The sequence below is a fragment of the Kaistella sp. genome (genome assembly GCF_041824135.1).
In the GTDB taxonomy this organism is placed as follows: Bacteria; Bacteroidota; Bacteroidia; order Flavobacteriales; family Weeksellaceae; genus Kaistella.
Genome location: NZ_JBGZYM010000096.1, coordinates 13,072 through 26,599 on the forward strand (window position 1 = coordinate 13,072; position 13,528 = coordinate 26,599).

13 protein-coding genes are annotated in these 13,528 nt (G+C 36.0%); 4 read left to right on the top strand and 9 right to left on the bottom strand.

All coding sequences use genetic code 11. The features are described 5' to 3' along the window. Positions 1-44: 44 nt before the first annotated feature. The 6 genes from uraH to aceB all read right to left on the bottom strand — a co-directional run bounded on the left by uraH (position 45) and on the right by aceB (position 5,900). The gene (uraH, locus tag ACEYOS_RS12290; RefSeq protein WP_373708941.1) at positions 45-458 is read right to left on the bottom strand and encodes a hydroxyisourate hydrolase; all 414 of its coding nucleotides are present in this window, start codon (positions 456-458) and stop codon (positions 45-47) included. Between the two features lie 83 nt (positions 459-541). Beyond that, positions 542-1,306 carry a UDP-2,3-diacylglucosamine diphosphatase gene (locus ACEYOS_RS12295; protein ID WP_373708940.1) on the bottom strand — a complete coding sequence of 255 codons (765 nt, stop codon included), beginning with the start codon at positions 1,304-1,306 and terminating at the stop codon, positions 542-544. 98 nt (positions 1,307-1,404) lie between these two features. Next, positions 1,405-1,857, bottom strand: a complete 453-nt coding sequence (locus tag ACEYOS_RS12300; RefSeq protein ID WP_373708939.1) for a 6-pyruvoyl tetrahydropterin synthase family protein — start codon at positions 1,855-1,857, stop codon at positions 1,405-1,407. A gap of 86 nt (positions 1,858-1,943) precedes the next feature. Beyond that, the gene (locus tag ACEYOS_RS12305) at positions 1,944-2,612 is read right to left on the bottom strand and encodes a Yip1 family protein (RefSeq protein ID WP_373708938.1); all 669 of its coding nucleotides are present in this window, start codon (positions 2,610-2,612) and stop codon (positions 1,944-1,946) included. 144 nt (positions 2,613-2,756) lie between these two features. Continuing rightward, positions 2,757-4,049 carry an isocitrate lyase gene (gene aceA / locus ACEYOS_RS12310; protein ID WP_373708948.1) on the bottom strand — a complete coding sequence of 431 codons (1,293 nt, stop codon included), beginning with the start codon at positions 4,047-4,049 and terminating at the stop codon, positions 2,757-2,759. Positions 4,050-4,322: 273 nt separating this feature from the next. After that, positions 4,323-5,900, bottom strand: a complete 1,578-nt coding sequence (aceB, locus tag ACEYOS_RS12315) for a malate synthase A (RefSeq protein WP_373708937.1) — start codon at positions 5,898-5,900, stop codon at positions 4,323-4,325. A 177-nt stretch (positions 5,901-6,077) separates the two neighbouring features. Here aceB and ACEYOS_RS12320 point away from each other — a divergent pair, with 177 nt between their 5' ends. After that, positions 6,078-7,547, top strand: a complete 1,470-nt coding sequence (locus tag ACEYOS_RS12320; RefSeq protein WP_373708936.1) for a helix-turn-helix domain-containing protein — start codon at positions 6,078-6,080, stop codon at positions 7,545-7,547. 81 nt (positions 7,548-7,628) lie between these two features. After that, entirely contained in the window at positions 7,629-8,282 is a 654-nt protein-coding gene (locus ACEYOS_RS12325; RefSeq protein ID WP_373708935.1) for a ComF family protein, read from the top strand. A gap of 90 nt (positions 8,283-8,372) precedes the next feature. Here the strand turns inward: ACEYOS_RS12325 and upp are convergent, their stop codons facing one another. Together upp and der are read right to left on the bottom strand one after the other, a co-directional pair. Next, positions 8,373-9,023, bottom strand: coding sequence for a uracil phosphoribosyltransferase (gene upp / locus ACEYOS_RS12330; protein WP_373708934.1), 651 nt, complete (start codon positions 9,021-9,023; stop codon positions 8,373-8,375). A gap of 81 nt (positions 9,024-9,104) precedes the next feature. After that, positions 9,105-10,412 (bottom strand): ribosome biogenesis GTPase Der, encoded by a 1,308-nt coding sequence (gene der / locus ACEYOS_RS12335; RefSeq protein WP_373708933.1) that lies wholly within the window; start codon positions 10,410-10,412, stop codon positions 9,105-9,107. Between the two features lie 181 nt (positions 10,413-10,593). On the opposite strand from der, the gene ACEYOS_RS12340 reads away from it, so the two are divergent. Together ACEYOS_RS12340 and ACEYOS_RS12345 are read left to right on the top strand one after the other, a co-directional pair. Next, the gene (locus tag ACEYOS_RS12340; RefSeq protein ID WP_373708932.1) at positions 10,594-11,145 is read left to right on the top strand and encodes a LemA family protein; all 552 of its coding nucleotides are present in this window, start codon (positions 10,594-10,596) and stop codon (positions 11,143-11,145) included. A gap of 4 nt (positions 11,146-11,149) precedes the next feature. Continuing rightward, complete coding sequence (locus ACEYOS_RS12345; protein WP_373708931.1) at positions 11,150-13,075, top strand: DUF2207 domain-containing protein; 1,926 nt, start codon at positions 11,150-11,152, stop codon at positions 13,073-13,075. A 65-nt stretch (positions 13,076-13,140) separates the two neighbouring features. On the opposite strand, the gene ACEYOS_RS12350 is transcribed toward ACEYOS_RS12345, so the two are convergent. Further along, positions 13,141-13,383, bottom strand: coding sequence for a GlsB/YeaQ/YmgE family stress response membrane protein (locus tag ACEYOS_RS12350; protein ID WP_312819755.1), 243 nt, complete (start codon positions 13,381-13,383; stop codon positions 13,141-13,143). Positions 13,384-13,528: the final 145 nt, after the last annotated feature.

Here is a 13,528-nt window from a genome sequence, read left to right on the forward strand (position 1 = left end):
ATTGAATTCCGCCTGAAAATTTTTAATTGAAGAATAAACGGTTTTTAATTTCCTCTATACGTTGAATAACCATACGCTGAAAGCGTGATTGGAACGTGATAATGTTCTTTATTGGTAATTTCGAAAACTACTTCAACCCACGGATAAAAACTTTTCTCATTCATTTTTTTGAAGTAATCGCTTGTAAAATAGGTCAATTTGTAGATTCCCAAATTCGATTTATCATTTGATAAAAAATCTGGAACACGACCATTTTTGTCGGTCACTTTTTCTTCTACGGAAGTCCAGGTTTTATTCGTTTCGTTATATTTTTCCAGTTTAATGGTCACTCCAGAAGCGGGCATTCCTTTAGAAACATCCAGAATATGACTGGAAAGTTGATACGTTTTTTCGGTGTTTTGACCGAATGCAGTTGTCGAGATCAACGCAAATACAAATGCGAAAATAAAATTTTTCATAAAATAAATTAAGTTTAAAATGCGGTAAGTTTTTTACCAAAATCGTTACCGATTCTTCTGGGCAAAGATAATGCCTTCAAATTTTAGTTTTCGAACGTCTTCAATTCAAAATCGGTAGAAAATTCACCGTAAGTGAAGTAAGAAATCCAGTCACCGAGGTTGATGTAGGACGCTTTTCCATTTTCTAAAGGCAAGACCATTGGCAAATGTCTATGACCGTAAATGAAATAATCTATTTTTTCAGTTTTGAGTTTTTCTTTGGAATAGATGATAAGAAATTCTTTGTCTTCACCCAAAAATTCTTTGTCTTCTTCGCCGGAAATCATTTTGTTTTTGGTAGAAAAATAGATGGCCATTTTCATCGCGATATCTGGATGCAACCATTTGAAAGCCCACTGTGCAAAAGGATTGGTGAATAATTTTTTCATTCTTTTATACCCTTTATCACCTGGACCAAGTCCGTCTCCATGCGCGAGCAGAAAGTTTTTTCCATTAATTTCGAAATATTGTTTGTCAAAAAAAACTTTGCACCCAATTTCTTCTTCAAAATAATTTTTCATCCACAGATCGTGGTTTCCAACGAACATAAAAAGTTCAATCCCAGAATCTTTCAACTCTGCTAATTTTCCTAAAACTCGCACGTAACCTTTGGGAATTACATGATTCCATTCATGCCAGAAATCGAACAAGTCGCCCATCAAAAATAAAACCTGCGCATCGGATTTTAGCTCGTCCAACCACCGGATAAATTTTTCTTCCCGAACTTTGCTTTCTTTCGGCGTCGGCGCACCAAAATGCTGATCGGAAGCGAAGTAAATTTTTTTATTTTGTTCTAAAGTGATTTTCATGCTGCGAGGTTCGGGTTGCAAGTTTCGAGATTTGAGGTGTGGGAATAATTTATTTCTATTTATTTTACTTGGCTCTTTTTACTTTTCACTTGGCTCTTTTATTTTGACTCTTGATCCTCTGCAAACCATTCTCCGTAAGAGTTTTCGGTTTCGTGAAGTTTAAGATAAGCGAGAGAAACTGTTTCTGGGAGTTGCTTTTTTATTTTAACTGCAATATCGTACAACATATTTTCACACGTCGGTTGGTAATCGCAATAAATTACTTTATGACCCTGATTCTCCAGATCTTTACCCAATTGTTTGTGCGGAGAAGTTCCGTTCAACATTACGGCATGATCCCAAATATTAAGAATTTCGGATTTTACGATTTTTTTGATGTCACCAAAATCGACCACCATTCCATTTTTCGGATGGTCTAAATCATTGATCGGATTTCCTTTTACGGTGACAAATAGTTTGTAGGAATGTCCGTGCATATTTTTGCATTTGCCGTCGTAATTGTAGAGAACGTGGGCAGTTTCGAAAGTGAAAATTTTAGTAATGCGTATCATTTTGCAAAGGTAATCAAATTCAATATTTAAGTTTTGCTATAAAACCAATTTTTTGAAAAAGATAAAAAGGTGGAAATACCTTCTTTTTAAAAAGCATAAACGATCAATGCAATAACCAGAATTGGACCTACAATTATTAATAATGGAAGCAATAGATTTAAAATCGATTTCCCAATAGATATTTTTTGCACTTCTGAAATTCCGATTACAGAAAAAACAAGGGTGAAGATTCCCAGAACAACTTCTAAAGAAAGAGAACTCCAAAATATGATGTTTCCAAAAAGTCCGGCATTAACTAAATCTCCATCCTGTCGGAAAAGATCGATGCCATAAACTGCAATTTGTGGAGCTAAAAATAGAAGCGACACCACAGATGGGAACATTGCATACGCTAAAATTCTATAAATTGAATCTGTATTTCCTTTTCCGTCTAACCATTTGCCAGTCCAACTGAGCAGCGCGGCATAAATGTAATAACTTAGCCATCCTAAAAAACCACCTAAAATAACGCAACCTGCGACAATGCCAAATAAAGATGCATTCTCGCCCATATTTTTATTAGCAGCTCTATCAAATGCTCCGGAAACGCCAGCCAAAAACAATAGGATGTAAAAGTATTTCTCGTATTTTGTTTCATTGATGTATTTCAGCACCCTTCTTGGCTCCGTCCAGATCTTTGTAAAAATCTCTGTGTCGGTAAGCGTATCGTAAGTTTCAAATTCTTGAAATTCACTCTGAATGTTTTCGGTTTCCATCGATTTATTTTAGTTTCCGAAAGTAATTAAATTTCTATTTACAATGGGGAAAAATTTCAGTTGATTTTATTTAAAAAAATCCTCCCCAAAAACTGGGAAGGACTTCAAACAATTATAAAAATTATGGAGTTTTTGTGCTTTTACTCAATGAAACTGTTCCGCTTCTGTTGAGCCTGCCAAAGCAGTTGTAGACGAATTTCCATCGGTTACTACGGTTTGAACCTCATCAAAATAGGAAGTTCCTACGAAACTCTGGTGTTTCACTGCGCGGAAACCTTTTGATTGTAGAGCGAATTCTCTTTCCTGCAATTCGCTGTAACCTGCCATTCCACGTTCTTTATAAGCTAAAGCCAACTCAAACATGGAGGTATTTAAAGCATGGAAACCGGCCAAAGTGATGAACTGGAATTTATAACCCATTGCGGCTAACTCCTCACGGAATGTTTCCATTTCGGGAACTGATAATTTTGCAGCCCAGTTGAAAGAAGGTGAACAGTTATAAGCCAGCATTTTCCCAGGGAATTTTGCGTGAATTCCTTCCGCAAATTTTCTGGCATAATCCAAGTCTGGATTTGAAGTTTCCATCCAGATCAAATCGGCGTAAGGTGCATAAGCCAAACCTCTGTCAATACCTTGTTCTACTCCATTATTCACTTCGTAGAAACCTTCAGTAGTTCTTTTTCCAGTCACGAATCTTTTGTCGCGATCATCGATATCTGAAGTCAATAAATCCGCAGCATCAGCATCTGTTCTCGCAACCAAAACAGTTGGAACTCCGCAAACATCGGCTGCCAAACGTGCGGCAACTAATTTATTGATCGCTTCCTGAGTCGGAACCAAAACTTTTCCACCAAGATGTCCACATTTTTTTGCAGAAGATAATTGGTCTTCGAAATGAACTCCGGCTGCACCGGCTTCGATCATTTGTTTCATCAATTCAAAAGCATTTAAGTTTCCACCAAATCCTGCTTCCGCATCAGCAACGATGGGAACTAAATAATCTTTGCAATCTTCCGCTTTAACTTCATTCACAGACTGAATTTGATCAGCACGCAACAACGCGTTATTGATTCTTTTCACCACAGACGGAACTGAATTCGCGGGATATAAACTTTGATCAGGATACATTTCACCACTTAAATTCGCATCGGCTGCAACCTGCCAACCAGAAAGATAAATCGCTTCTAAACCAGCGTCAACTTCCTGTACCGCTTGGTTCCCGGTTAAGGCGCCTAAACCTGCCACGAAATCCTGGGCGTTTAATTTTTCCCATAATTTCTCGGACATTAATTTGGCGATGGTGTAATCGAGTTTATAAGAACCCCGAAGTTTCAATACTTTTTCTGCGGAATAAGGTCTTTTGATACCATTCCATCTTGGGCTTTCTAACCATTCTTTTTCCAGTTGCTGGATTTGTTCTTGCTTTTTCATATCGATTTTGTTTTTGTTTTGTTATTTCTGTGGACTATTCTTTTTAACGCAATGGACGCAAAGATTTTTTAATACTATACTTCTAAAATTACGAGCACAAAGGCGTTTCACTCAGCAATTGCAAATTTTTGAAATCGCCCTTCATGATCTTTATAAATGACTTTAATATTAAAACTTTGTGACTTTGTGGTTAAGATTTCCCAGTTTTTTATCAGTTAATTTCTAACTTTCCTAAACTTGTCTCTTTTTACTTTTTACTTGGCTCTTTTCTCCCGGCTCTTATAAAAACTGATACGCTTTCAAAGTCAAAAATTCCGCGAAATTGTCATTAAGGATCAGGTCATCAAAAAGTTCGGTTGCTAATTCGAATTTTCCATTTTTGTAGCGCTCTTCGCCGACATAATTTTTGATCTTTTCTAACTCTTCTTCCTGCCAGGTCAAAACCATTTCGGGCATTAATGTTCTTCCGTCTTCCAGTTTTGCTTCATTTTTCAGCCATTGCCAGATTTGAGTTCGGGAGATTTCTGCGGTTGCCGCGTCTTCCATTAAATTGTATAAAGCTGCGGCTCCAACTCCCATTAACCAGGATTCGAGGTAAAGAATTCCGACGTTAATATTTTTTCTAACGCCATTTTCGGTGATCGTTCCTTTTGGAATTTCGAGGAGATTTTCTTCAGAAATCTGATAATTTTCGAATTTTTTATTAATTTGATTTGGAGTGGGCATGAACTCATCGAAGATTTTTTTAGCCACCGAAACCAATCCCGGATGTGCAACCCAGGTTCCATCATGTCCGTTTTTAACTTCCCTTTCTTTATCGGCGCGAACTTTTGCATACGCGATTTCGTTTTCTTCTTCATTATTTTTCACGGGAATTTGTGCCGCCATTCCGCCCATCGCATGAACATTTCGTTTATGACAAACCTGAATCACTCTTTTGGAATAAGCGCTCATAAAAGGTGAGGTCATCGTCACCTGATCACGATCCGGAACTAAAAATTCAGGCAGATTTCTGAATTTTTTGATGTAGGAAAAAATATAATCCCAACGTCCGCAATTCAAACCGGAACTGTGTTCCTTTAATTCGAATAAAATTTCATCGAGTTGAAAAGCTGCCGTGATAGTTTCGATCAAAACTGTGGCTTTGATTTTTCCTTGGGGAATTTCTAAATAATCCTGAGAGAACTTAAAAACGTTATTCCACCATTTTGCTTCTTGATAATGTTCAAGTTTTGGCAAGTAAAAATAAGGTCCACTTCCATTCTCAATTAATTTTTTAGCATTTCTAAAAAAGTAGATCCCGAAATCGATCAAAGAGCCGGAAGCTTTTTCACCGTTAAATTCAATATTTTTTTCTTCTAAATGCAAACCTCTCGGACGGACTAAAAGAGTGGCTAAATTTTCAACCAATTCATATTTTTTACCATTCTCATTTTCAAAACTAATCGTTTTGTTTATGGCATCGGAAAGATTTCTTTGACCTTCCATACAGTTTTCCCAAGTTGGCGAATTGCTGTCTTCGAAATCTGCCATAAAAGTTGATGCGCCAGAATTCAAAGCATTAATGACCATTTTTCTTTCAACAGGTCCGGTAATTTCAACTCTTCTATCTAATAGATCTTTTGGAAGTGAATTACACACCCAGGTTCCATTTCTAATCTCTGCTGTTTCCGGAAAAAACTTCGGAAGTTGGCCATGATCAAACTCCACTTGTTTCATCGTTCTTGAATGAAGAAGCGCAATTCTTTCACTGTTAAACTTAGAATGAAGTTCGTTTAGAAAACTTACTAATTCAGCCGTAAAAATATCGCTGTACTGTTCTTGAGGAAGAATTTGAAATTGGGTAGCCGTTTCCATTTTGTATAAACTTTAATGATTTACTACTGCAAACATAAACAAAAACTTTCACTAATAGCGAACGTTCGCTAATTTTATTTATAATTTATTATGCGAACAATCGCTTAATTATATTTACCTTTGTATTCATCGTATTTCACCTTCTATTTAGAAATATTATAAATTAAAATTTAATTAATGGCAAGCGACAGTGATTTTATAAAAACGGTTTTCGGATTGAAAATGAAGCAGTTCCGACAAAAGAAGAGTTTTTCTTTACAGGATCTTGCGAATTTAACAGGCGTTTCCAAATCCTATTTAAATGAGATTGAAAATGGTAAGAAATATCCGAAACACGATAAGATCGCGCAGTTGGCCGAAGCATTAAATTGCACTTATGACGACTTGGTTTCTACTAAACTGGATAAAAGTTTAGCGCCGATTACCGAAATTTTACAGTCTGACTTTTTTAAAGAAATACCACTCGATCTCTTCGGCATTAATAAAAACAACTTGATCAGCATTATCAGTGATGCACCGAAAAAAGTAACAGCTTTCATTAATACCTTAATTGAAATTTCGAAGAATTATAATTTGAGCAAAGAGCGTTTTTACTTTGCGGTGATCAGAAGCTTTCAAGAATTACACGATAATTATTTTCCGGAAATTGAGGAGAAAGCGACCAGCTATATTTTAGAAAATAAGCTCTCTAACAAACCTCATTCTGCAGAATTTGAATCCATTTTAAAAGAACAATTTGAATATGAAATTAAATCTCTCGATTTGGAGCAATATGGCGCATCAGGAAAATTACGATCGCTATATATTCCCGAGAAGAAACTACTTTTACTGAATGAACTTTTAGATGAAGATCAAAAAACATTTATTCTGGCAAAAGAAATCGGCTTTAATATTCTGAATTTGAATCCACGTCCAAACACTTATTCTTGGCTGGATTTTACAAGTTTCGAAGAACTTCTGAATAATTATTATGCTTCTTACTTTGCTGGATGCCTATTGATTCGCAAAGAAATCTTAACCACTCAATTGAATGATTTTTTCCAAAACTCAGAATGGAATCCCGAACTATTTGAAAATTTAATTGAAGAATTTACGAACTCTCCAGAAACTTTTTATTATCGCTTAACTAATATTCTACCACAGGAATTAGGAATTAAAGATCTGTTTTATCTCTGTTTTACGAAGAAGAAAAATTCAGATAAAATTCAGATTTTAAAAGAGTTGCATCTGAATCAGCAACAGGCACCACACGCCAACGCAACGAACGAACATTATTGCAGACGTTGGATCGCAGTGAAGAACATGACTAATCTGAAAGGAAATGAGAAACTAACCGACGCTCAAATATCTCATTATAAAGATAGCGGATTAACTTATTTGGTGATTTCAACATCTCAAAAAAATCCATTTTCTGATGGAACGAATAGAAGTTATTGCGTTGGCATTTTACTGAATTCTAATTCTCTTAAGAAAATAAAATTTGCAAAAAGTAATCAGATCAAAACCGTGAATGTTGGTGTTACTTGCGAATTCTGTAGTATTCCGGATTGCGAAGTTAGACAAGCTCCACCCTCAAGATTAGAAAAGGAAATCTTTAATGAAAATATGAAGAAATCGATTAAGACGATTCGGAAGGAAATACTTTAAACCAATTTTCATCAAATAAAAACTTTTGTGACTTTGTGGTTTTATAAAACTAAATCGTAACTTTCATTAAACAAATTAAGTATGTTTTTAGTGGACTTACTTTTCCCGAATCGCTGCCTGGAATGCAATCGAATTATTCATCACGATGAAGTGGTTTGCGTATTGTGTTTTGATCAGATTCATTTTACGCATCACCACTATTCTGAAAGCAATCTTTTACTTGAAAAATGCCGACTGCTTTTCCCTATCGAAAATGCTTTTGCGTTAATGCAGTTTGAAGAAGAAAGTACAAGTCAAAAGATCATTCACCAGCTAAAATACGGCAGTCGGGAGAAAATAGGTAAAATCATCGCCAACTGGACTTTAGAAAAAATAGATTTCAGTCAGTCAAAATTTGATTTATTAGCAACCGTTCCGCTGCATCCAAAGAAACAGAAAGAGCGTGGCTATAATCAACTGCATCTCTTTGCAGATCGTCTTTCTACCTATGTAAAGATTCCGTGCAATCATCATTTAATTAAAAGAAACTTCTACAAGAAAGCTCAGGCACAAAAACGAAGAGAGCAAAGAACTTTTAATGAAAATCTTTTTACAATCACCAAAAGCATTTCAAACCAACATATTCTATTAATTGATGATGTTTTTACCACTGGAAATACGATGAGCGCGGTGGCTTGGCAAATTTTAAAAGAAGGAAATAATAAAGTAAGTGTGTTGGTAATGGCGATGGATTAATTATTAGATGTTGGATATTGGATGTTGGAAATCACTATAAAAAATTATCCCTCTGAAAAGAAGGATAATTTATTTATTTTGAAATTATCATTATCTCTGTAATTTCTCACCGTAAGACAAATCTCCAGCATCACCTAATCCTGGCGTGATATATCCTTTTGAAGTTAATTTTTTATCAATTACCCCAACCCAAAGTTTTGAATTCGGATATTCTTTTTGAATGGTATCGACTCCTTGTTGAGAAGCAATTGCAACAACAATATGAAGTTGCGATGGAGTGCCGTGATTTAATAAATGCTTAATGGCTTCAATTAAACTCGCACCCGTTGCCAACATTGGATCTGCCACTATTAAAGGTCTTCCATCGATATTTGGACAGGTTAAATAATCCTGTTTAATAGAGAAATAATCGTTGGCGTCGTGTTTACGATAAGCTGCAACAAAACCACAATCTGCTTTGTCGAGATAATTTAGAATACCTTGAAACAAAGGAACTCCAGCTCTTAAGATGGTTGTAATTACGGGTTGAACCGAAACTTCTGTAACTTTGAGCTGATCTAAGGGCGTAGTAATTTCAATTTCTTCAGTTGCCAAACCTTTACTGATTTCAAAGGCAGCAATTTCGCCGATGCGTTCCATATTGCGACGGAACCGTAAACGGTCCTGTTGTACATCTACGTTTCGAAGTTCGTTGATCCAAGTATTGACAAGAGAAAAGTTATCTGATAAAACGGTAATCATATCTATTATTTAGGTTGCAAAGTTCGTGATTATTTTAGGTATTAAAAAGCCCTTCAGATAAAATCTAAAAGGCTTGGCTTTTTATTTTTGACGGAAGTAAACTTCAATAGGAACTCCGGTAAATCCGAACTCTTTTCGAAGTTGGTTTTCAGTAAATCTTTTATAGGCTTCTTTTACATATTGAGGTAAGTTGCAGAAAAATACGAATTGCGGACTTGGCGTTGGAAGCTGTACGCAATATTTAATTTTCACGTATTTCCCTTTCAATGCTGGCGGCGGCGTTTTTTCAAAAATCGGAAGCATAATTTCATTCAACTTAGAAGTTTTAATTTTCTTCGCTCTGTTGGCATAAACTTCCATCGCCACTTCTACCGTTTTCAGAATTCTCTGTTTCGTTAAAGCAGATACAAATAGAATTGGAATATCTGTAAACTGACCGATCTTTTCTTTAATTCTCGCTTCAAAATCACGGGTTGTATTGGTTTCTTTTTCAACCAGATCCCATTTATTAACAACGATCACAATTCCTTTTCTATTTTTCTGAGCCAATCCGAAAATATTCATATCCTGAGATTCCCAACCTAAAGTGGCATCAACCATGATGATAACGATATCAGAATACTCAATAGAACGCACAGAACGCATTACAGAATAAAATTCTAAATCCTCTTTAACTTTCGCTTTACGACGCATTCCGGCGGTATCAACCAAGACAAATTCATGTCCGAATTTATTGTATAAAGTTTGGATAGAATCACGCGTAGTTCCGGCAACATCTGTTACGATATTTTGTTCCTTATCTAAAAGTGCGTTGGTTAAAGTTGATTTACCAACATTTGGTCTTCCTGCAATGGTAATTTTAGGTAAACCTTCGAAAGGATCTTTGTATTCGGTCGTCGGGAAATCTTTTACAATATCATCCAACAACTCTCCGGTTCCGGAACCTGTTGCAGAAGACATGGTGTAATATTTTGAAATTCCGAGCTGATAAAATTCGGTGGCAGCCAATTCTTCTTTTGCAGAATCTGCTTTGTTCACTACAATGTAAACCTGCTTATTGGCGCGGCGTAACATTTCATGAATTTCGATATCCGTATCTGTTAAACCTTCAGCAACATTCAGCATGAAGATGATCGATGTAGCTTCATCAACGGCTAATTCAACCTGTTTGATAATTTCTCCCTGGAATGCATCTTCAGTATCTACTTCATAACCTCCAGTATCGATTACAGTGAATTCAACTCCGTTCCAGTCAGATTTTCCGTAATGACGGTCTCTGGTAACTCCGGCTGTTGAATCTACGATGGCTTCTCTACGTTCTAGAAAACGGTTAAAAAGGGTGGATTTCCCAACGTTGGGACGTCCTACTATGGCGACGATATTCGACATAAAATTTTGTTTAATAATGACATTATTAATGGGTTACTCGAACTTTTCGAGCCCAAAAATTTTTGCAAATATAGTTTTTTTAAGCGGTTTATTATTAATGTTAATATTTGTAACTTTCCCTTTCATTTATCCACTCATTATATAAGGATAAAATAAAACTTAACAACCAAAACTTAAAATTATGATTACTCTAATTATTCTGGCGGTAATCGCCATCTTTTTCTTTTACGGAATTTCAATCTACAACCGATTGGTAAAACTGAAAACAATGGTGGAGGAAGCCTGGAGCAGCATTGATGTGATGTTGAAGAAAAGGCACGATTTAATTCCGAATCTAGTAGAAACCGTAAAAGGTTACGCGACGCATGAAAGAGCAACGTTGGACAGTATTACCCGAGCCAGAGCCGCAGCGATGGGTGCCAACACCATTCAGGAAAAAGAAGTGGCTGAGAAAAATCTGAGTCAAGCAATGATGAATTTGAATGCTGTTGCGGAACAATATCCAGATCTAAAAGCAAACACCAATTTCCTGCAACTTCAAGGAGAACTTTCTGCCTTAGAAGGTGATATCGAAAAATCGAGAAGATATTATAATGGAACTGTGCGTGAGAATAATATTTTGGTGGATACCTTCCCCAGCAATATCCTGGCAAACATATTCAAATTTACGAAATCAACTTTCTTTGAATTAGATAATGTAGCAGAGAGAGTTGTTCCCAGCATTAAATTTTAAAATCATGAAACGTTTATTGATAGGGTTTGTCCTGCTGATTTTCAGTTTCGGATTTGCACAAGATGTGAATTCCGCTAATCAGGAAGCGCCTAATTATGAACACATCTTATCATTTGATTCTGATATTCTGATTTCGAAAGATGCCGAAACTACCATCACCGAAAAAATAAAAGTATATGCGGAAGGTATTAATATCAAACGTGGTATTTTTCGATCGCTTCCGCTTTGGCGAAATGTTAATGGCAAGAAAATCAGAATTAAATATGATATCATTTCGGTTCAAAAAAATGGTTCTAAAGAAAATTACCACACCGAAAACACGAGTGACGATTTCGCTATTTATTTTGGAGACAAAGGTATCATCCTAACTCCCGGAGTTTATGAATATGAACTACAATATAAAACTTCAGACCAGATTGGCTTCTTCGAGAAATATGATGAATTTTACTGGAACGTTAACGGAGCTCTGTGGGATTTTCCGGTTGATCAAATTTCAGCGAAAGTCACTTTGCCAGATGGTGCAGAAATTTTGCAACAATCTTGCTACACTGGCAATTATGGTTCAAATGAATCGAATTGCATAGGTAAACAATTATCATCAAATACTATTGAATGGTCTGCAAAAAATTTGGGTCAAAATCAAGGTTTAACGATTGCTGTAGGTTTTAATAAAGGAATTTTCACTCCTCCACCTCCACCCGGAATGTTGGAAAAGTATGGAATTCTGGCAGTTCTTCTTTTAGCAGGGTTGGGATTATTCGTTTATTTTTATTCCACCTGGCAGAAATACGGAATTGATCCGCAGAAGCCGGTTGTTTATCCACAGTTCAATTCGCCCCAAAATCTTTCGCCAGCTTCCTTAGGGTACTTGGAGAATGAGTATTATTCGGCTCCAATGATCACCGCCGCGATTGTGAGTTTAGCAGTTAAAGGTTTTATTAAAATTATTGAAGATGATAAAAGAATTTTAGGAATCTTCGGTGGCAAAGAATATACTTTAGAAAAATTAAAAGAGCAAGATCAAACACTACCAAAAGAGGAAATTAATTTGATGAATAAATTATTTTCAGGCAACTCGAACACCATTTCTTTTGACGGAAAATATAATTCTAAAATTGAAAATGCAGTGAATGATTTTAAAGCGAGTTTAACATTTCAACACGACAGTTTTTTAAAGAAAGGAAATAATTTAAGTAAATTGTTAATCCCAATTCTAGCAATCTTGATTCTTTATATCGGCGGTTTATACTTGAGTTACAAACTCTCCTACAATGATACCTACTTTGGAATTGGCATCGGTTTATTTATTTTCATTACCGTAACATCCATTATTTTCTCATTGGCATTCGCGAGATATAAATGGATGAGATGGCTTTACGGATTATTTGCTGTTGGATTAGTTATCGCTTTTATTCCCGTGGCCACTGCAGATACTTCGATGATGGAAAACCTCAATTTCTATGCGTGTTTTATTTTTTTAATTTTAACTTCTATTGGACTCGTATTTTACCAATACCTCATCAAACAACCCACACCCGAAAAGTTAGAAACCCAATCGCTCATCGAAGGTTTCAAAATGTATTTGGGAACGGCAGAAGAAAAAACATTGCAGTTTCATAATCCGCCAGCGATGACTCCGCAGGTTTTTGAAACAATGTTGCCTTATGCTATGGTTCTAGGCGTTGATAAAATTTGGGGAAATAAATTTCAGAATATGCTGAAAACTTCTTCTTTAGAAAACCAACAGTACAATTCCAGCTGGTACGTAGGAAGTTCGATGATGCACATGAACTTTGCGAATACGTTAACTTCTTCTCTATCGCAATCGATTGCGAGTTCATCTACGCAACCTTCCAGTTCCGGAAGCGGTTCTGGCGGCGGTGGATTCTCCGGAGGTGGCGGTGGCGGAGGCGGTGGCGGAGGCTGGTAAAACAAAAAAAAACGTTCTGATAATTTCAGAACGTTTTTTTTAAAGGCTAATGCCTAATATTTTGTTTAAACTTTTCCCCTGGTAAATAAGTTTACAATTGCTAATAAGACAATTGCTCCAATTGTTCCAGTTAAAATTTCTCCGACTACGCCTTCACCCAGTCTTCCTCCTAATAACCAATATCCGATAAAACCACCGACGATACCAACAACGATATTTCCGATTAATCCAAGACTTCCGCCTTTAAAGATTTGTGATCCTAACCAACCTGCGATTGCTCCGATAATCAATGTCCATAAAATTCCCATAATGTTAAATTTTTTAATGTTTATAATTCTGTTATGCTAATCACTTTATCCAATTGTGTGCCGAAATTGTTGAAAAACTGATAAAAATCATTAAAATGTTCACCTTTCACCTATTTAAGTCTAAAAGCGATATGTTAAATTAAAG